Source organism: Paenarthrobacter sp. NEAU-H11 (assembly GCF_050573415.1).
Lineage (GTDB): Bacteria > Actinomycetota > Actinomycetes > Actinomycetales > Micrococcaceae > Arthrobacter.
The window spans coordinates 1-20,857 of sequence record NZ_JBNZGA010000017.1; the positions used below are offsets into that span (position 1 = coordinate 1).

The 20,857-nt window shown below is 62.9% G+C and carries 8 protein-coding genes and 2 rRNA genes; 2 read left to right on the plus strand and 8 right to left on the minus strand.

The window, feature by feature from the left end:
* Positions 1 to 126: 126 nt before the first annotated feature.
* The 5 genes from ACQ3DC_RS17645 to ACQ3DC_RS17665 form a co-directional block, all read right to left on the minus strand.
* A 23S ribosomal RNA gene (locus ACQ3DC_RS17645) occupies positions 127 to 3,253 on the minus strand.
* Positions 3,254 to 3,746: 493 nt separating this feature from the next.
* Positions 3,747 to 5,269: ribosomal RNA gene (locus ACQ3DC_RS17650) — 16S ribosomal RNA — on the minus strand.
* The 16S and 23S rRNA genes sit together here, the layout of an rRNA operon.
* Before the next feature lie 474 nt (positions 5,270 to 5,743).
* Positions 5,744 to 9,442 (minus strand): 1,4-alpha-glucan branching enzyme, encoded by a 3,699-nt coding sequence (locus ACQ3DC_RS17655; protein ID WP_321215377.1) that lies wholly within the window; start codon positions 9,440 to 9,442, stop codon positions 5,744 to 5,746.
* Positions 9,443 to 9,445: 3 nt separating this feature from the next.
* Positions 9,446 to 11,242: a maltose alpha-D-glucosyltransferase gene (gene treS, locus ACQ3DC_RS17660; protein ID WP_421093676.1), complete on the minus strand. Its 1,797-nt coding sequence runs from the start codon at positions 11,240 to 11,242 to the stop codon at positions 9,446 to 9,448.
* On the minus strand, positions 11,239 to 13,281 hold the full coding sequence (locus ACQ3DC_RS17665; RefSeq protein ID WP_321216216.1) for an alpha-1,4-glucan--maltose-1-phosphate maltosyltransferase: 2,043 nt from the start codon (positions 13,279 to 13,281) through the stop codon (positions 11,239 to 11,241). Before ACQ3DC_RS17665 ends, treS begins: the two co-directional genes overlap by 4 nt.
* 171 nt (positions 13,282 to 13,452) lie before the next feature.
* Here ACQ3DC_RS17665 and glgP point away from each other — a divergent pair, with 171 nt between their 5' ends.
* Together glgP and ACQ3DC_RS17675 are read left to right on the plus strand one after the other, a co-directional pair.
* A complete protein-coding gene (glgP, locus tag ACQ3DC_RS17670) occupies positions 13,453 to 16,071 on the plus strand; it encodes an alpha-glucan family phosphorylase (RefSeq protein ID WP_321215375.1) in 2,619 nt (872 codons plus the stop codon).
* A 33-nt stretch (positions 16,072 to 16,104) separates the two neighbouring features.
* Positions 16,105 to 17,886, plus strand: a complete 1,782-nt coding sequence (locus ACQ3DC_RS17675; protein WP_430752839.1) for a thiamine pyrophosphate-requiring protein — start codon at positions 16,105 to 16,107, stop codon at positions 17,884 to 17,886.
* Here ACQ3DC_RS17675 and ACQ3DC_RS17680 read toward each other — a convergent pair.
* The 3 genes from ACQ3DC_RS17680 to glgX are packed head-to-tail and all read right to left on the minus strand — an operon-like array spanning position 17,883 to position 20,848.
* Positions 17,883 to 18,239, minus strand: a complete 357-nt coding sequence (locus tag ACQ3DC_RS17680; RefSeq protein WP_104996833.1) for a barstar family protein — start codon at positions 18,237 to 18,239, stop codon at positions 17,883 to 17,885. The two genes, ACQ3DC_RS17675 and ACQ3DC_RS17680, sit on opposite strands and share 4 nt — an antisense overlap.
* Positions 18,240 to 18,247: 8 nt before the next feature.
* Positions 18,248 to 18,718, minus strand: coding sequence for a ribonuclease domain-containing protein (locus tag ACQ3DC_RS17685; RefSeq protein WP_321215373.1), 471 nt, complete (start codon positions 18,716 to 18,718; stop codon positions 18,248 to 18,250).
* A gap of 18 nt (positions 18,719 to 18,736) precedes the next feature.
* Positions 18,737 to 20,848, minus strand: coding sequence for a glycogen debranching protein GlgX (gene glgX / locus ACQ3DC_RS17690; RefSeq protein WP_157239106.1), 2,112 nt, complete (start codon positions 20,846 to 20,848; stop codon positions 18,737 to 18,739).
* Positions 20,849 to 20,857: the final 9 nt, after the last annotated feature.

Below are 20,857 nucleotides of genomic sequence, written 5' to 3' on the forward strand. Positions count from 1 at the left end.
AGTTGGTGTTCCCTGCAACAAATGGTTTGTTGTTCGGGAACCACATAGTGGACGCAAGCAGTCTTGTTATCTTTTTACCAACCCTGGTGTGGAACCGCTTTTGAACCGGTTTCACGGGTGTGGTGTGTGGTGTAAGTTATCGGCCTATTAGTACCGGTCAGCTTCACGAGTCGTTAGTCCTCGCTTCCACATCCGGCCTATCAACCCAGTGGTCTGGCTGGGGGCCTCTCACACACGAGGTGTATGGAAATCTCATCTTGAAGCGAGCTTCCCGCTTAGATGCTTTCAGCGGTTATCCCATCCGAACGTAGCTAATCAGCGGTGCACTTGGCAGTACAACTGACACACCAGAGGTTCGTCCGTCCCGGTCCTCTCGTACTAAGGACAGCCCTTCTCAAATTTCCTGCGCGCGCAGCGGATAGGGACCGAACTGTCTCACGACGTTCTAAACCCAGCTCGCGTACCGCTTTAATGGGCGAACAGCCCAACCCTTGGGACCTACTCCAGCCCCAGGATGCGACGAGCCGACATCGAGGTGCCAAACCATGCCGTCGATATGGACTCTTGGGCAAGATCAGCCTGTTATCCCCGAGGTACCTTTTATCCGTTGAGCGACGGCCATTCCACAATGTACCGCCGGATCACTAGTCCCGACTTTCGTCCCTGCTCGAGATGTCTCTCTCACAGTCAAGCTCCCTTGTGCACTTACACTCGACACCTGATTGCCAACCAGGCTGAGGGAACCTTTGGGCGCCTCCGTTACTTTTTAGGAGGCAACCGCCCCAGTTAAACTACCCATCAGGCACTGTCCCTGACCCGGATTACGGGCCGAAGTTAGATGTCCAAAGTGACCAGAGTGGTATTTCAACGATGACTCCACCCGAACTGGCGTCCGGGCTTCAACGTCTCCCACCTATCCTACACAAGCCACTCCGAACACCAATACCAAACTATAGTAAAGGTCTCGGGGTCTTTCCGTCCTGCTGCGCGTAACGAGCATCTTTACTCGTACTGCAATTTCGCCGAGTTTATGGTTGAGACAGCGGGGAAGTCGTTACTCCATTCGTGCAGGTCGGAACTTACCCGACAAGGAATTTCGCTACCTTAGGATGGTTATAGTTACCACCGCCGTTTACTGGGGCTTAAATTCTCAGCTTCGCCTTGCGGCTAACCGGTCCTCTTAACCTTCCAGCACCGGGCAGGAGTCAGTCCGTATACATCGTCTTGCGACTTCGCACGGACCTGTGTTTTTAGTAAACAGTCGCTTCCCCCTGGTCTCTGCGGCCCCGATCCCCTCCCACCAGCAAGTGGTGTTCAAGGTTGGGGCCCCCCTTCTCCCGAAGTTACGGGGGCATTTTGCCGAGTTCCTTAACCATAATTCTCTCGATCGCCTTAGTATTCTCTACCTGATCACCTGTGTCGGTTTGGGGTACGGGCGGCTAAAACCTCGCGTCGATGCTTTTCTCGGCAGCATAGGATCACCGAATCCCCCCAAACGGGGGTCCCATCAGATCTCAGGCATCATGAACAGCGGATTTGCCTACCGTTCGCCCTACATCCTTAGACCGGGACAACCATCGCCCGGCTCGGCTACCTTCCTGCGTCACACCTGTTAATACGCTTGCCTCCCAGGATCAGGTCCTGCGCTCCACCAAAACCCTTCACCCACAAGGGGTGTCAGGCAGGTCTCGGGCAGTTAGTATCCCCTGTTCAGCATGGGCGGTTTTTCGCCGGTACGGGAATATCAACCCGTTGTCCATCGACTACGCCTGTCGGCCTCGCCTTAGGTCCCGACTTACCCAGGGCAGATTAGCTTGACCCTGGAACCCTTGATCATTCGGCGGACGGGTTTCTCACCCGTCTTTCGCTACTCATGCCTGCATTCTCACTCGTGTAGGCTCCACCGCTGGTTTACACCGCGACTTCACCGCCCACACGACGCTCCCCTACCCATCCAAACGCCTGAACCACAAGGGCTTAGCTAATATTTGAATGCCACAACTTCGGCGGTGTACTTGAGCCCCGCTACATTGTCGGCGCGGAATCACTTGACCAGTGAGCTATTACGCACTCTTTTAAGGATGGCTGCTTCTAAGCCAACCTCCTGGTTGTCTTCGCAACTCCACATCCTTTCCCACTTAGCACACGCTTAGGGGCCTTAGTTGGTGGTCTGGGCTGTTTCCCTCTCGACTATGAAGCTTATCCCCCACAGTCTCACTGCTGCGCTCTCACTTACCGGCATTCGGAGTTTGGCTGACGTCAGTAACCTTGTAGGGCCCATTAGCCATCCAGTAGCTCTACCTCCAGCAAGAAACACGCAACGCTGCACCTAAATGCATTTCGGGGAGAACCAGCTATCACGAAGTTTGATTGGCCTTTCACCCCTACCCACAGCTCATCCCCTCCATTTTCAACTGAAGTGGGTTCGGTCCTCCACGACGTCTTACCGTCGCTTCAACCTGGCCATGGGTAGATCACTTCGCTTCGGGTCTAGATCACGCCACTGCAACGCCCTATTCAGACTCGCTTTCGCTACGGCTGCCCCACACGGGTTAACCTCGCGACGTAACACTAACTCGCAGGCTCATTCTTCAAAAGGCACGCCGTCACCAGAATCAGACTGGCTCCGACGGATTGTAAGCACACGGTTTCAGGTACTGTTTCACTCCCCTCCCGGGGTACTTTTCACCTTTCCCTCACGGTACTGGTCCGCTATCGGTCATTAGGGAGTATTTAGGCTTATCAGGTGGTCCTGACAGATTCGCACGGGATTTCTCGGGCCCCGTACTACTTGGGATACTCTCACAGGCGGTACACAACATTACGGTTACGGGGCTAACACCCTCTCTGGCCGGCCTTTCAAGACCGTTCACCTATGCCTGCACATCACACCCCACCAGCCCGGCAGAACTGGTATGGAAAGTCCCACAACCCCGACCATGCAACGCCCGCCGGCTATCACACATGGAACGGTTTAGCCTGATCCGCGTTCGCTCGCCACTACTAACGGAATCACTATTGTTTTCTCTTCCTGCGGGTACTGAGATGTTTCACTTCCCCGCGTTCCCTCCACGCACCCTATGTGTTCAGATGCGGGTCACCGAGTCACTCGCGCGCTCGGCGGGGTTTCCCCATTCGGACACCCTGGGATCACAGTCCGGTTATCGACTCCCCCAGGCTTATCGCAGATTCCTACGTCCTTCTTCGGCTCCTAATGCCAAGGCATCCACCGTGTGCTCTTAAAAACTTGACCACAAAAGATCAAAAACGCTAATTTTCGAGAGAACCACGAAAACCACTGCACCATCCCGAAAGACAGCACAACAGATCCAGGTTCATATTCTTGGAAATTGCTTCTTATAAAAGATGCTCGCGTCCACTATGTAGTTCTCAAACAACAACCCCAAACCACACACCCCACACACACAACATGCATGATCGGTGCAGCCAGGAAACCAGAAACAAACAAACCCGCAACCCCGCCCCACACGGGACGGAACCACGGCCCTGTTGCCTCAGGACCCAACAGTGTGCCAAACACGAAACCACCCGCACCCACCAGCACCCTTCCAGGAACCCCCGCAAAGAGGAACCGTACTAAGCACCGGAAAGAACCGGCAGCCGCTATTCGTTGATATTCCACCCTTGAGCACCCGCCGCAGAACTTGCGTCTGCGCAACGGGCTGTACTCCTGACAAACCCCCGCACCGCATACACGGCACGAACAATCTGTAGGTGCTCCTTAGAAAGGAGGTGATCCAGCCGCACCTTCCGGTACGGCTACCTTGTTACGACTTAGTCCCAATCGCCAGTCCCACCTTCGACAGCTCCCTCCCACAAGGGGTTAGGCCACCGGCTTCGGGTGTTACCAACTTTCGTGACTTGACGGGCGGTGTGTACAAGGCCCGGGAACGTATTCACCGCAGCGTTGCTGATCTGCGATTACTAGCGACTCCGACTTCATGGGGTCGAGTTGCAGACCCCAATCCGAACTGAGACCGGCTTTTTGGGATTAGCTCCACCTCACAGTATCGCAACCCTTTGTACCGGCCATTGTAGCATGCGTGAAGCCCAAGACATAAGGGGCATGATGATTTGACGTCGTCCCCACCTTCCTCCGAGTTGACCCCGGCAGTCTCCTATGAGTCCCCACCATCACGTGCTGGCAACATAGAACGAGGGTTGCGCTCGTTGCGGGACTTAACCCAACATCTCACGACACGAGCTGACGACAACCATGCACCACCTGTAAACCGACCGCAAGCGGGGCACCTGTCTCCAGGTATTACCGGTTCATGTCAAGCCTTGGTAAGGTTCTTCGCGTTGCATCGAATTAATCCGCATGCTCCGCCGCTTGTGCGGGCCCCCGTCAATTCCTTTGAGTTTTAGCCTTGCGGCCGTACTCCCCAGGCGGGGCACTTAATGCGTTAGCTACGGCGCGGAAAACGTGGAATGTCCCCCACACCTAGTGCCCAACGTTTACGGCATGGACTACCAGGGTATCTAATCCTGTTCGCTCCCCATGCTTTCGCTCCTCAGCGTCAGTTAATGCCCAGAGACCTGCCTTCGCCATCGGTGTTCCTCCTGATATCTGCGCATTTCACCGCTACACCAGGAATTCCAGTCTCCCCTACATCACTCTAGTCTGCCCGTACCCACCGCAGATCCGGAGTTGAGCCCCGGACTTTCACGGCAGACGCGACAAACCGCCTACGAGCTCTTTACGCCCAATAATTCCGGATAACGCTTGCGCCCTACGTATTACCGCGGCTGCTGGCACGTAGTTAGCCGGCGCTTCTTCTGCAGGTACCGTCACTTTCGCTTCTTCCCTACTGAAAGAGGTTTACAACCCGAAGGCCGTCATCCCTCACGCGGCGTCGCTGCATCAGGCTTGCGCCCATTGTGCAATATTCCCCACTGCTGCCTCCCGTAGGAGTCTGGGCCGTGTCTCAGTCCCAGTGTGGCCGGTCACCCTCTCAGGCCGGCTACCCGTCGTCGCCTTGGTAAGCCATTACCTCACCAACAAGCTGATAGGCCGCGAGTCCATCCAAAACCACAAAAAGCTTTCCACCCCCCACCATGCGATGAGGAGTCATATCCGGTATTAGACCCAGTTTCCCAGGCTTATCCCAGAGTTAAGGGCAGGTTACTCACGTGTTACTCACCCGTTCGCCACTAATCCCCCCACAAGTGAGGTTCATCGTTCGACTTGCATGTGTTAAGCACGCCGCCAGCGTTCATCCTGAGCCAGGATCAAACTCTCCGTTGAAGTAAAACAGACACAACCCCCAGCCCCGGGAAAACGGGACAAAAAGGCTGCACAAAATTTGAAACCAGCTGTAAAAACCAGACCACCCACAGGGGCGGACAGCCCGGTCAATTCAACCAATCACTAAAACAATTGGTATCAACAAACTTGGCACACTATTGAGTTCTCAAACAACAGACACACCCGGCACCACCACCAGCAAAAAACCACCGTGGATCGCTCCGGAGCAACTTTTCAAACTTACCCGCTGGCTTCTCACTTGTCAAACCGGCGTCCGCGACTCTCTTCAGCCAAAAGCTTGAGTGTCGGTTTTTCCGTCTGACTCCGTGGAGCAGCGCGGAAATAAACTCTACCACCACTTTTTCCAGATCGCCAACCGGGCCGCAGAGGGCCTTCCGCGCCCCGTACTGGAGACAGGAAAAGGCCCGGAACCACGCGGATTCCGGGCCTTCCCCGCTCATCGGGGACCGGCTGCTAGCCGGCCGCCGGAGCTCCCGGCTTGAAGTAGGCGGCCCCCAGCGGCGGGAGGGTGACGCTCAGCGTTGCCGGCTGGCCGTCCTGTCCCTGGTCCGTTGCCTTCAGCGCACCGGAATTGAGGACACCGGATCCGCCGTAAGTGGTGGCGTCCGTGTTCAGCACTTCGGTCCATGCACCGGCCTCCGGAACCCCCAGGGTGTAGCCGACGTGCGGCGATCCGGAGAAGTTGATGGCGCAAACCAGCGGGTTGTTCTCCTTGTCCCAACGGATGAAGGACAGGACGTTCCGGTCCGCGTCTCCCCCGTTGATCCACTGGAAGCCCCCGGGCTCGTTGTCCCTGGTGTACAGCGCCGGCGTGGAACTGTAGAGCTCGTTGAGGTCCTTGGTGAGCAGTTGCACGCCGTTGTGTGCTGGGATGTCGGCAAGCCACCAGTCGAGCCCATGCTGTTCGGACCATTCCGCTTCCTGGCCAAACTCGGTGCCCATGAAGATCAGCTGCTTGCCGGGGTGCGCCCACTGGTAGGCGAGGAAAGCGCGCAGGTTTGCGAGCTGCTGCCAGCGGTCGCCAGGCATTTTGCGGAGCATGGAGCCCTTGCCGTGGACTACCTCATCGTGGCTGATGGGAAGCAGGAAGTTTTCCGTAAAGGCGTAGACCATGGAAAACGTGACGGTGCCGTGGTGCCATTTGCGGTTGATCGGCTCCTCGGAAATGTACTTGAGCGAATCGTGCATCCATCCCATGTTCCACTTCAGGCCGAAGCCGAGGCCGCCATGGCTGGTGGGAGCGGTGACGCCCGGAAACGCGGTGGACTCTTCGGCGATCATCACAGCGCCCGGGTGCGTCTTGTAGACCGTGGCGTTGACTTCCTGGAGGAAGGAAATCGCTTCCAGGTTTTCCCTGCCGCCGAACCTGTTGGGCTGCCACTGCCCGTCCTGCCGCGAGTAGTCGAGGTAGAGCATGGAAGCCACGGCGTCCACGCGCAGGCCGTCAATGTGGAATTCGTCCAGCCAGTACAGGGCGTTGGCCACCAGGAAGTTCCGGACTTCGGTTCGGCCGAAGTCAAAGATCAGGGTGCCCCAGTCAGGGTGCTCGCCCAGGTTCGGGTCTGCGTGCTCGTACAGGGGCTCGCCGTCGAACTGCGCAAGCGCCCAGGCGTCCTTGGGGAAGTGGGCCGGGACCCAGTCCAGCAGCACGCCGATCCCCGCCTGGTGGAGGGTGTCCACCAGGTAGCGGAACTCATCCGGGTGGCCGAAACGGGAGGTGGGGGCGAAGTAGGAGGTGACCTGGTAGCCCCAGGACCCGCCGAAGGGGTGCTCTGCCACGGGCATGAACTCCACATGCGTGAATCCGAGCCACTTGACGTAGTCAACCAGTTCCTTGGCGAGCTCCCGGTAGCTGAGGCCCAGGCGCCAGGAACCGAGGTGTACCTCGTAGACGCTCATCGCCGAGTTGTGGGGATCCCGCTGGGCGCGCGCCTCCATCCATTCGTCGTCCTTGAAGGCGTACGAAGGCTCAACCACCCGGGAAGCGGTCAGCGGGGGCACTTCGGTACCGAAAGCCAGGGGGTCTGCCTTCTCCACCCAGTGGCCGGCCTTGGTCCTGATTTCGAATTTGTAGCACGCCCCTGCCAAAACGCCCGGCACAAAGAGTTCCCATACCCCCGAGGAGCCCAGCGAACGGAGGGAGTTCTCGCGGCCGTCCCAGGCGTTGAAGTCACCCTTGACGCGGACCGCCTGCGCGTTGGGTGCCCAGACGGCAAACGAAACACCGTCTACGTCCCCCATGGCGGACTTGTAGTGCTGGACGTGGGCGCCGAGCACCTCCCAGAGCTTTTCGTGCCGGCCCTCACCGATAAGGTGCAGGTCCACTTCGCCCACGGTGGGCAGGTAGCGGTAGGGCTCGTCCATGGTGACCGGTTCGGCACCCGGGTAGGTGACCGACAGCCTGTAGTCGGGGACGTGCCCGTGCTGCAGCGGTTCAAGGACTGCCACCCAAACGCCATGGGCTTCATGTTCCATCGGCACTTCGCCCGTCGGCGTAATCACGGTCACTGCTTCCGCGAGGTGCTTCACCGTACGGATAGTCACGTGGCCGTAATCGTCAAGGTGCGCGCCTAGGACAGAGTGGGGTGCGTGGTGTTCACCGTTCGCAATCTTGCCCAGGGTGCCCTCGTCCACATGGAGCGGCGCTCCCGGCCGGTCAGTTCGTGCTGAGCCTGTCATTTCGTTACCTTCCGATGCTGCGCCGGCGTGATCGCCGGCGCCGTTACCGCCCAGGAGCCGCCGGGAGGCGTTCACGGGGATCGCCAACCAGTCGGGCCTGTTACGCAATTCATAAACTACTTCGTACAGTGCCTTGTCCAGCCACAATGCCACAAAGAGGGGCGACTCCCTGTCCACGGTCCCGGGCGTCACCGCCGCGTACCCTGCCAGGAAGGCCTCCGCGCAGTCGTCAACCCAGTTGGCCGGGACCTGCGCCCCTTCCTGTTCGCGCTGGGCTGCTCCGGCCGCGTAATCGAAAGACCGCAGCATTCCGACGACGTCCCTCAGGGGAACGTCCGGGACGTTGCGTTCTGCGACGGGCCGCAGCGGTTCGCCTTCAAAATCGAGGATGGCCCACCGCGCAGGGCTTCCCGCGTGCCCCGGGACCTGGAGGATCTGGCCCAGGTGGAGGTCCCCGTGGATGCGCTGCAGCGGGCCGGCCGGTGCGTGGTCCAGCTGGTCGAGCAGTGCGGTCAGGGCGTCGTCGTAAGGGCCGACGGCGCTTCCGGCTTCCGCCCATGCCTGGCGGACGCGCTGGGCTACTGCGGGAGCGATGACCTGGCCCGGCTGGCGCTCCGCTGACTGGCCCAGCGCTTCGGCCAGCCGCTGGTGGACGGTGGCGGTGGCCGCACCGAGCGCGCGGGCTTCTGCCGTGAAGTCAGTGCCGGACCGGGCGGCGTCAACGGCCAGCAGCCATGCGTCCCGGCCGCCCGCCAGGAACTCGTGCGCCACAGCCAGTTCGCCCTGGACATACCGCGGGCCCGCGCCGTTGGCTGCCGCTCCGTTTGCCGCCTGGGCCAGCCATTCGCCGCGCACCCAGCCAAGGGTGGCGGGAACTTCCAACGTGCCGGCAGCCGTCAGGGCAGCACCCACTTCAACTTCCGGATTGGTGCCGTCGGACAGCACCCGGAACACCTTCAGGATGGCGGCAGACTCGCCGTCGTCCACAATGACTGAACTGTTGGATTGCTCACCTGACAGCACCTTCACAACGCCGCGGCTGGTGGGCAGCCGCCGCTCCCCCTCGACACGAAAGCCGGCCGCGGCTCCGTTTGGCGCCTTTTCCCTGTTCCGGATGAGCTCCAGCAAGCTGCCCACGAAGTCGGGATCGTGGACGGCGTCATAGACCCAGGTCCGGGATGGATCCATGCCGGCGGCCTGCCCCACAAGGGCACGTTCCATTCCGGCAGCCGGCGCCTGCCGGAAGCTCAAGGGAACCTGGACAACGGCCGTCCGCCTGCCGCCGTCGGGCGTCTTCGTGGTGACGCTCAGGAGGAAGACGGCCAGCCCGGCGTGGCCCGAGGGATCCTCAAGCCCCAGGCTGCCGGCCTGGGACATCTCGAAGTCGGGTGTCTTGACCGGGAACCAGCGCTGCCGTGGCAGCCATTCCTGGAGGAGGGCAGTGAGGGCGGGGGTGAGGATTGGCTGGTTCATATCTCAGTTCTCAATCGAGAGGATCGGAATTGCCTGCGTGTACGGAGACGACGGGTTGGATGCAGCGGACCGGATCCGCAACCAGAAGAAGTCGTGGCTGCCAAGGGTCAGGGTCAGGTTTCCGTCCTCGTTGATGCCGGGGAACGGCTGGCCGCCGAAGACATCGCGCAACCCCCGTCCGGCGAACTGCGGGATCTTCAACTGGGCCGCGACCGGATGCTGCGAGAGGTTGAAGGTGCACAGGATGGTCTCCGCGACGGCGCCCGCCGAGTTGCCGTCCGGAAGTTCGCGGAGGTAGGCCAGTACGGCGTCGTGGTCGGCCTCGACGTGCTTGAACCCGCCGAGGCCGAAAGCGGGGTGGTTCTTGCGTACGCTGAGGATCTGACGGGTCCAGCGCAGCAGCGAACCGGAATGGGCCGCCTCAGCCTCCACATTGGCCATGCTGTAGTTGTACACCAGGGACTGAATGGGCGGCAGGTAGAGCTTGCCCGGATCCGCGTTGGAGAAGCCGGCATTCCGGTCCGGGTTCCACTGCATGGGGGTACGCACGGCATCGCGGTCTTCAAGCCAGATGTTGTCGCCCATGCCGATCTCGTCCCCGTAGTACAGGAACGGGCTTCCGGGCAGCGAAAGCAGCAGGGCGTTGATCAGCTCGATCTCAGCGCGGGAGTTGTCCAGGAGGGGCGCGAGCCTGCGTCGGATGCCGATATTGGCACGCATGCGGGGGTCCGGCGCGTACCAGCCCAGCATGGCCGCCCGCTCATCCGCGGTGACCATTTCCAGGGTCAGTTCGTCATGGTTCCGCAGGAAGGTGCCCCACTGTGCCCCGTCCGGTATTTCGGGGGTGTCATGCATGGTCTCGATGATCGGGGCGGCCTTCTGGTCCCGGAGCGCGTAGTACAGCCGCGGCATGATCGGGAAGTGGAAGGCCATGTGGCATTCGGGCTCTTCTTCCGTCCCGAAGTATTCCACCACTTCATTCGGCGGCTGGTTGGCCTCGGCGATGATGACCCGCCCGGGATAGCTTTCGTCCACCATGGTGCGGAGCTTGCGGAGGAACTCGTGGGTGGCCGGAAGGTTCTCGCAGTTGGTCCCCTCCTCTTCGTACAGGTAGGGGATGGCATCGGCCCGGAAACCGTCGATTCCCTGGTCCAGCCAGAACCGGACCACATCGAACAATGCCTCGATGACCTTCGGGTTTTCGAAGTTCAGGTCGGGCTGGTGGCTGAAGAACCGATGCCAGAAGAACTGGCGGCGGATGGGATCGAAGGTCCAGTTGGATTCCTCCGTATCAACGAAGATGATGCGCGCGTCCTGGTACTTCTCGTCAGTGTCGCTCCAGACGTAGAAGTCCCCGTAGGGGCCATCCGGGTCCTTGCGTGACTCCTGGAACCACGGGTGCTGGTCCGACGTGTGGTTCAGGGGCAGGTCGATGATGACCCGGACACCCCGGGCGTGGGCCTCGGCAACCAGCCGCTTGAAGTCACTGATTGTTCCAAACTCGTCCAGGACCGAGTTGTAGTCGGAGATGTCATAGCCGCCGTCGCGCAGCGGTGACTGGAAGAACGGTGGCAGCCAGAGGCAGTCCACGCCCAGCCACTGCAGGTAGTCAAGCCTGTCAATGAGGCCGGAGAAGTCGCCGGAACCGTCACCGTTGGCATCCGCAAAGGCCCTGACCAGTACTTCGTAGAACACGGCCTTCCGGTACCACAGCGGATCATGCTGAAGGCCCGGGGCATTTAGCTCGAACGTGCTCTTGGGAGTGAAATGCTGGCCGGAACTTTGCGGATTGAAATTCACTGATGCATTCTCCTCACGCGCAGGATGTGCGCGGGCTCCACGTGCGGGTCGAGGCGGACGTAGTTGTACTCGCCCCACTCCCAGCTTTCACCGGAGATGAGGTCATCCACGTGGAAGCCGCCGTTATGCGTCAGGTCCCGGGCGTCGAGTTCAAGGGCCGCCAGGTCCAGCGAGACCGTGGATTCCCTGGTCCCGTGCGGATCTACATTGACCACCACGATCAGGGTGTCCTTGGACCCGTCAGGAAGGGTCTTGTGCTTGGAGTAGACCACCGTGGCGTCGTCCGTGCTGTGGTGGACGGTCAGGTTCTGCAGGTCCTGCAGCGCGGGGTGGGCATGCCTGATCTCGTTGAGCCTGGTGATGTACGGGGCGAGGGTCCGTCCGGATTGCGCCGCGGCGTCCCAGTCGCGTTCCTTGTACTCGAACTTTTCGTTGTCGATGTACTCCTCCGCGCCGGGCCTGGCCACATGCTCGAACAGCTCGTAGCCCGCGTAGACGCCCCACAACGGACTGGCCGTCGCTGCCAGGGCGGCCCTGATCCTGAACGCCGCCGGCCCGCCGAACTGCAGGTATTCAGTGAGGATGTCCGGGGTGTTGACGAAGAAGTTGGGGCGGAAGAAGGCCGCTGACTCGTGGCTCACCTCGGTGAAGTAAGACTCGATCTCCTTCTTGGTGTTCCGCCAGGTGAAGTACGTGTAGGACTGCTGGAACCCCGCGCGGCCAAGCGCATGCATCATGGCTGGGCGCGTGAACGCCTCGGCCAGGAACACCACGCCGGAAACCTCTTTGTTTACCTGCGCAATAAGCCATTCCCAGAACCACACCGGCTTGGTGTGCGGGTTATCCACGCGGAAAATCTTTACGCCGTGGCTCACCCACAGCAGCACAATCCGCAGAATTTCGTTTGAAAGCCCCTCGGGATCATTATCGAAATTGAGCGGATAAATGTCCTGGTACTTCTTCGGCGGATTCTCGGCATAGGCAATGCTGCCGTCCACGCGGGTGGTGAACCACTCCGGATGCGACTGTACCCAGGGATGGTCCGGAGCCGCCTGGAGCGCGAGGTCCAGGGCAACTTCCAGGCCCAGTTCGTTTGCCCGCGCCACGAAGGCGTCGAAGTCCTCGAAGGTGCCGAGGTCCGGATGGATGGCATCGTGGCCGCCTTCGGCCGCGCCGATTGCCCAGGGCGAGCCGGGATCGTTCGGGCCGGCGATCAAGGTGTTGTTGGGGCCCTTGCGGTGCTGCACGCCGATGGGGTGGATGGGCGGCATGTAGATAACATCGAAGCCCATGGCGGCGACGGCATCAAGCCGCCTGGCGGCGGTGCGGAAGTTTCCGGAGGTCCAGGTGCCTGTGGTGTGATCCTTGACGGCCCCTTCGGAGCGGGGAAAGAACTCGTACCAGGCGCCCCGTCCGGCACGGTCGCGTTCAACGTTCAGCGGGAACTTTTCGGAGACGGTCACCAGTTCGCGGATGGGCTGGTGCGCCACAACGCCGGCCACGTCGTGGCCGAAGCCGGCCCCGAGGCGCTCCTCCGTGCTCAGCGACGTGTCGGCGAGCCTGTCGGCTGCCGCACGGAGAACGCCCCTGTCCCAGTCGCTGCGGGAGTCGTCTTCGGATGCTTCACCGAGCAGCGCGGATCCTTCGGCCAGCATCAGCTCCACGTCGATTTCGGCGGCCACCTTCACCTCGGCGTTGTGGTGCCACGTGCCGTAGCGGTCGTGCCAGGCCTCGATGGCAAAGGACCAGTTCCCCTCTTCCGACGGCGTGAGCACGCCTTCCCAGCGGTCCGTTCCCATGCCGCGTTCCCCGCGCGGCGGCGCGAGCCTGACCCTCTGGCGCTCATTGCCTTCGGGGTCGAAGAGCACGGCACTGACGCCGAGTTGGTCATGCCCTTCGCGGAAAGCGGTGGCGCCCACCACGATTCCCTCGCCGGGCAAGGCCTTGGCCGGAAATTTTCCATCCTCCACAACGGGCTGCACGGCGGTGATCGGGAATCGTCCGAACCGCAGCCCATCAGTGATGGAGCCGGTCGACATTTTCATTGATACGGCGCTGGTTCCTGAGTTAGTCGTCACAGGCTCGACGTTAGCGAGAAAAGAGCAAGATTGCTAAGCCTGCGCACCAGTTTCTGCGCGTCCCCCGTCATTTACCCAAAAGAAACCCGGCGCTGGTTCCGGCCGCCCATGTTGTCGGTTAGTGTGACGCAGGTGAAGGCAATCCGCAGATTTACCGTCCGTACCGTCCTCCCCGAACCCATCCGGCCGCTGGCCCGCCTGGCGAGCAACCTGCGCTGGTCCTGGCACCGCCCTACGCGGGAACTTTTCGCGGGGCTGAATCCCCGCCTTTGGGAGGAAAGCGGCCAGGACCCGGTGGGTTTCCTGGGGATGGTTAGCCGCGAAGAATTCCAGCAGCTTGCCGCGAACCGCGCGGTGGTGGAACGCGTGCGGGCCGCTGAGGAGGACCTTGACCGGTACCTCGAGGAGCCGCGCTGGTACCAGGGCCTCGGCCCGGATGCCCCTGCATCGATTGCCTATTTCTCGCCCGAATTCGGCATCACCGAGGTGCTCCCCCAGTATTCAGGCGGCCTGGGAATCCTGGCCGGCGACCACCTGAAGGCGGCCTCGGACCTTGGAGTGCCGCTGATCGGTGTCGGCCTGCTGTACCAGGCCGGCTACTTCAAGCAGTCGCTGTCCAGGGATGCCTGGCAACAGGAGACGTACCCGGTCCTGGACCCGGACGGGCTGCCGCTCACGCTGCTTCGCGAGCCTTCGCCGGACGGCATCGGACGCCCCCTGCAGATCTCGCTCCCCCTGCCCAACGGCCGGCGCCTGCTGGCACACATCTGGCGGGCCGACGTCGGACGCGTCCCCCTCCTCCTCCTGGACTCCAACGTCCCCGGCAATGACGACGCCGCCCGCAGCATCACCGACCGCCTCTACGGCGGCGGCGGAGACCACCGCCTGCAGCAGGAACTGCTGCTGGGCATGGGCGGGGTCAAGGCCCTGCGCGCCTTCCAGCAGCTCACCGGCACTACGGCCCCGGAGGTGTTCCACACCAATGAGGGCCACGCCGGTTTCCTTGGCATCGAACGCATCCAGGAACTCATGGCCGGAGAGCAGGCGCTGACGTTTGACGAGGCCCTTGCAGCCGGCAGGGCGTCCACTGTTTTCACGACGCACACCCCCGTCCCGGCAGGCATCGACAGGTTCGAGATCGCCCAGATCCACCACTTCTTCCAGGCCGGCCTGGCACCCGCCGTTCCCACGGACAGGATCCTGGAACTCGGCCGCGAGAACTACGCTGACGGGAACCCGTCCGTGTTCAACATGGCCATCATGGGCCTGCGCCTCGCGCAGCGCGCCAACGGCGTCGCAAAGCTGCACGGGGAAGTTTCCCGCGGGATGTTCTCCGCCCTGTGGCCGGGCTTCGACCACTCCGAGGTGCCCATCACGTCCGTGACGAACGGCGTGCACGTGCCCACGTGGGTGGACAGCCGCATTTCGCAGCTTGCCCGTGACCAGTTCGGCAGCGAAGCCGAAGCCAACGGCCGGTGGGACCTCGCCTACAACGTCAGCGACGCAGATGTGTGGGCGCTGCGGCGCGAGATGCGGGCGGCCCTGGTGGAGGACGTCCGCCGCCGCCTGCGGGCTTCCTGGAAGAAGCGCGGGGCCGCTGATGCGGAGCTGGGCTGGACGGACAATGTCCTGGACCCGGACATCCTGACCATCGGTTTTGCCCGCCGCGTTCCCACCTACAAGCGGCTCACCCTGATGCTGCGCGAGCCTGAGCGCCTGAAGGCACTGCTCCTGCACAAGGAGCATCCCATCCAGCTGGTCATTGCCGGCAAGTCGCACCCCGCTGACGACGCCGGCAAGAAGATGATCCAGGACCTGGTCAGGTTCACCGACGACCCCGAAGTGCGCCACCGCATCGCCTTCCTGCCCAACTACGACATCGCGATGGCCCGGACGCTGTTCCCCGGCTGCGACGTCTGGCTCAACAACCCGCTCCGGCCGCTGGAGGCCTGCGGAACATCGGGCATGAAAGCCGCGCTCAACGGGTCGCTGAACCTCTCCGTGCTGGACGGCTGGTGGGATGAAATGTACGACGGCGAAAACGGCTGGGCGATTCCCACCGCCAACAACGGCGCATCACCGGAGGAACGCGACGACATAGAGGCAGCAGCTTTGTACGAGCTGCTGGAAACCCAGGTGGCCCCGCGCTTCTACGGCAGCACGGTATCAGCCGGCGCCGGCGCCGCAGGCCCTTCAACGTCGGGGGCCGAGAAGGTGCCCACGCACTGGGTCTCCATGATCAAGCACACGCTCTCGCACCTGGGTCCGGCCGTCTCCGCCGAACGCATGCTCCGCGACTACGTGAACATCCTCTACCGCCCCGCCGCGGAGGCGGGGCGGAACGCCTCTGCCAACTCCTACTCTCAGGCCCGCACCCTGGCGGCCTGGACCGCAAAGGTACGTTCGGCATGGCCGCTGGTGCACGTGGAGCACGTGGACTCCGTGGGCGTCTCCGAGGATCCCCAGATCGGCGACACGCTCCAGGTCAACGCCTACGTGGCGCTGCACAGCCTCACCCCGGAGGACGTATCCGTGGAAGTAGCCTATGGAAGGGCCGAGGAAAGCGACACCCTCACCGACATCACCGTGATGGAGCTGAAGGTACAGGAGGACCTCGGCAGCGGACGCCACCTGTTCAGCGGCTCGCTGGTGATCGACCGGTCGGGACCGTTCGGGTACACCGTCCGGGTCCTGCCGCGGCATGACGCCCTCGCTTCGAAGGCCGAGCTGGGACTGATCGTCAACGCCTGAGGCACCTGCTCCCGAACCCTCCGAGAGGAACCCATGGCCGAACGCACTGTATCCGACGTGATCGTGGAACGCCTCAGTGTTTGGGGGGTGGACCGCGTCTTCGGCTACAGCGGCGACGGGATCAACGGTTTCATGGGCGCACTGCGCCGCGCCGAAGGCCGGGTCGAGTTCGTCCAGGCCCGTCATGAGGAGACGGCTGCCTTCATGGCGGTGGGCCACGCCAAGTACACCGGCGGGGTGGGGGTGGTCACCTCCACCCAGGGCCCCGGCGCCGTCCACCTGCTGAACGGGCTCTACGACGCCAAGCTCGACGGCGTTCCGGTAGTGGCGATCGTAGGGCAACAAAGCCGCACGGTGCTGGGGTCCGCCTATATGCAGGAGATCGAGCTTACGGTCCTGTTCAAGGACGTGGCCGCCCAGTTCGTGCAGCAGGTCAGCGCACCGGAGCAGGTCCCCATGGTCCTGGACCGGGCCTTCCGCACCGCCAGGGCCACCTCCTCGCCCTGCGTGGTCATCGTCCCGCATGACATCCAGTCGGCACCGGCGCCCGAGCTGGAACAGGAACACGGCATTGTGGTCACCGCGCCCTCGTGGAGCACAGCGACCAGGACGCCCCGGGATCAGGATCTGGAGGCTGCGGCAGCGCTCCTGAACTCCTCGGAACGGGTCGCGCTGCTCGTGGGCCAGGGGGCGCGGCACGCCGCCGGAGAGGTGCTGGCGGTGGCCGAAAAGCTTGGCGCCGGAATCGCCACAAGCCTGCTTGGCAAGCCCTACATGGATGAGACCCTGCCGTTTGCGGCGGGCACCATGGGACACCTGGGAACCACCGCCAGCGCGCACCTGCTGGGCAACTGCGATGCGCTGCTGATTGTGGGCTCCAATGATCCCTGGACGGAGTTCTATCCTCCGCCCGGCGCGGCCCGGGCTGTCCAGATCGACATCGACGAAAGGAAAATCGGCAACCGCTACCCGGTTGAGGTGGGTTTGGCGGGCGACGCCGCTGTGGCGCTGCAGGCACTGGGGGAAAGGCTGCAACCGCGCGCCCCCGGGCAATGGCGGACCGACGTGGAGCGGGAAGTCTCCCGGTGGCGGGCATTGGCCGTGGAAAGGGCTGCCGTCCCGGCGAGCCCCGTGAATCCCGAGCGGGTGGTCCGGGAACTGAACGGCCGGCTGCCCGGGAACGCTTTGGTGAGCATCGACGTCGGCAGTTGCGTTTACTGGTATGCCCGGCAACTGGTCCTTCCGCCGGGCGTCCCGGCGCACCTTTCCGGAACCTTGGCCAGCATGGGGTGTTCCCTCCCCTACGGCATTGCCGCGAAACTGGCGCAGCCGGACCGGCCGGTTGTGGCCCTGGCCGGTGACGGCGCCATGCAGATGATCGGCATCGCCGAACTGGTGACTGTCGCCCACCGTTGGCGCCAGTGGGCCGATCCGCGGTTCGTGGTCTGCGTGTTCAACAACAGGGAACTCACCGAGGTGACGTGGGAGCAGCGGGAGTCCGAGGGCGAGCCGCGGTTCGCCGCAAGCCAGGAACTGCCGGACTTTCCGTTCGCGGGCTACGCGGACCTATTGGGTTTGAAAGGCATCCGGGTGGAGGACCCAGAGCTTCTTGGCGATGCCTGGGAGCAGGCGTTCGCGGCAGACCGGCCAGTGGTGATCGAGGTGCTGACAGATCCTGAAATCCCCCTCCTGCCGCCGTTCCCGGCCGGCAGGGAGAAGGCGGACAGCATGCGCAAGGGACTGGCTGCAGAGGACGACGGCGGCAGGGCCCTGGATCTCCTTGCGACCTACACGGGCCACGAAGAACGCACCTAAAGCAGGACGGCGGTGACCGCCAGGTCCTTGCCCGCATAGCGCTCGGCGTCCTGGAGGATCTCGCAGATGATCCCGAATGCCCTGTCACTGCGAAAGGGGGCAGCCACCTGCCACAGGACCGTGACCGGAGCGTTGCCGTTATCCGTGATGCTGTCCGCGAAGTCATGCAGTGAATCGTTGAGCGCGTCGAGGTTGACGCCGTAGTGCTCGGGAAAGTTAAGGACCTCGCCGAAGGTTTCCAGGACAGCCTTCTTGCTGTCGGCTGCGGGAACCACCAGGCTGCGGCGTCCGGCGTCGGCCACCTGCTCCTGCAGCTCCTCAAGGGTCCAGGTGTCGCCGGAGTAGATCTTCATGGCTTTGCTCAGCTGCCTTCCGCTATGTATCTGAATGACTCGTAGTGATCGTCCGTGTAGTACTTCTCGCCGTCGGCGCCGGCCACGATGCGGCGCGCTCCCCTGTCCGATTCCCCGGGCGTTGGCACTGTGTACTCGCGGTAATAGCCCCTGTCCCGCCGTGGCAGGAGGCGCTCGAAGTTACCGAAGGCCTGGCCGTCCTGGCTGTAGCGGTACGGTCCGCCCGCGCGGATGAGTTCGAGAACCCTGCGGCCCTCCACCGGGAGCGCGGACTCACGAACCTCCGGCAGCCCCGAAGGGTTGTCCTGTCCAGGGGCGCTGGTCCCGGGCCCGGCGCCGGGCGCAGGCATGGCACTGGAGGTGCCCTCCGGCGTCGTAGTTTCCGTCAGCTGGCCGAGGAAGCCCGTGCCGCCGAAGGCCAGGAATGCAAGCACCATCAGGCCCGCCAGCAACAGGGGCAGGACGGAACGGTTGCGCATTCTGGAAATCCCGGGTGCCTAGCTGCGGTAGATGCTGATGGAATAGGCCTCCACGAGGTCCTTCTCCCCCGAGGCAACCTGCCCGCCCTGGCGTGCCTCATGCAATGGCGAGGTAGTCAGCCGGAGCTCGAACATCCGCGGGGCCGTGGTCCCGGCCGGAACGCGCGGCAGCGTGACCTGCAGGTCCGAAGCGCTGCCGTTCACCACCATCAACCCCGCAAAGCCGCCGTTGTCCGAGCCCAGGAGGAGTTGCAGGACGCGGTTGTGAGGATCGTTCCAGCGCTCCATGGACATCGGGTGGCCGTTCTGGTCGAACCAGTACAGGTAGGACTGCTCGTCCCGGACAGGGAAGTCGTGGGGCTGGGCCGCGAGGAACTCCTTGCGCAGGCGGATGAAGCGCTTGGTGCTGCGGAGCATTTCGTGGGACTCGGGAGTAAGGGTCCAGTCCAGCCATGCGAGCGGGTTGTCCTGGCAGTAGGCATTGTTGTTTCCCTGCTGGGTCCGCGCCAGTTCGTCGCCGGCGGTGATCATGGGAACGCCCAGGGAAACCAGCATGGACGCCATCAAGTTGCGGCGGGCCTGGGCACGCTTGGCGAGGATCGCGCCGTCCTCGGTGGGACCTTCCACGCCGTGGTTGTAGCTCCGGTTATCCCCGTGCCCGTCCCTGTTCTCCTCGCCATTTGCCTCGTTGTGCTTGCGGTCAAAGGAGACCAGGTCATTGAGGGTGAAGCCGTCGTGGGAGGTGATGAAGTTGACTGACGCCAGGCGGGAACGTCCGGAAGGCTGGAAGAGGGCGGCGGAACCGGACAGCGAGTCCGCGAGTTTGGCCATGGGCCCGCCGTGCCCGCCAGCATCCAGGGCGGCGCGGTCAGTGAGCCAGAAGGAACGGACCGCGTCCCGGAAATGGTCGTTCCAGTCGACCCAGCCGACAGGAAAACGCCCGGTCTGCCAGCCGCCGTGGCCCACGTCCCAGGGTTCGGCAATCAGCTTCACGTCGGACAGGACGGGATCGGCGGCGACGGCAACCAGGAACGGGTGCCGCGGGTCAAACTCGTTGGCCGCGTTCCGGCAGAGGGTGACGGCGAGGTCAAAGCGGAAGCCGTCAATGTGGAACTCATCCACCCAGTACCGGAGGGAGTCCAGGACCATCTGGACCACGCGGGACTCACCGAAGTTCAGGCTGTTTCCGCAGCCCGTGGTGTCCACGTATCTCCCGTGCCCGTCAGTGCGGTAGTACGCCTGCTCGCCCAGTCCGCGGAAGCTCAGGGTCTGGCCGTCGGGGCCGCCCTCGGCCGTGTGGTTGTAGACGACGTCCAAAATGACTTCCAGCCCGGCGGCATGGAAGCGTTTAACCATTGACTTGAACTCGTCTTGGACAGCCTGCGGCCCGGCCTTCTGGGCGGCACGCGTTGCGTAGCCGGGGTGCAGGGCGAAGAAAGCCGCTGTGTTGTAACCCCAGTAATTAGTCATCCCCAGGTCCTGCAGGTGCGGCTCGTCCAGGTGGAAGTGCACGGGCAGCAGCTGCACCGAGGTGACGCCCAGGCTTGTGAGGTGCTCGATGATGGCAGGGTGGGCCATGCCGGCGTAGGTTCCGCGGAGTTCTTCGGGGACGTCGGGGTGGAGCATGCTTTGTCCCCGGACGTGGGCTTCATAGATGATCGTGTTGCGCCACGGCAGCCGCAGCCGCTCGTCGGTTCCCCAGTCGTAGTCGCCTGCCATCCGCACGCTGGCCAGGAAGCCGGCCTGCTGGTCCACGGCGCGCCCGTAGGGATCGAGCAGCAGCGGCTGGCCGGCGTCGTCCTCAATTTCGCTGGTGGGCGCGGCAAAGGGCAGGGACTGCTCGCCGGACGCAGGCCGGAAACCATAACGGGATCCGTACGGCAGGTCCTCGACGATGCCGTGGTGGACGCCGTGGGTGACGTTGGGCAGTGCCTGGGTCCGCCACTCCCCGCCCGGGGCGGCGTAGACGATCTCCAGGCTGGATACGCCCGGCGCATAGCACGCCACGTTGGCCCGCCCTGCGTGGTGGCTGCCTGTCCCGTCCACGTCGGCGCGCGGAACACTGACACCGAGCGGAACCGCCGTGGAGGCGTCCATGGTGGAAGCAGTGTCGAAAAGCGGCATGACCATGACCCGGCG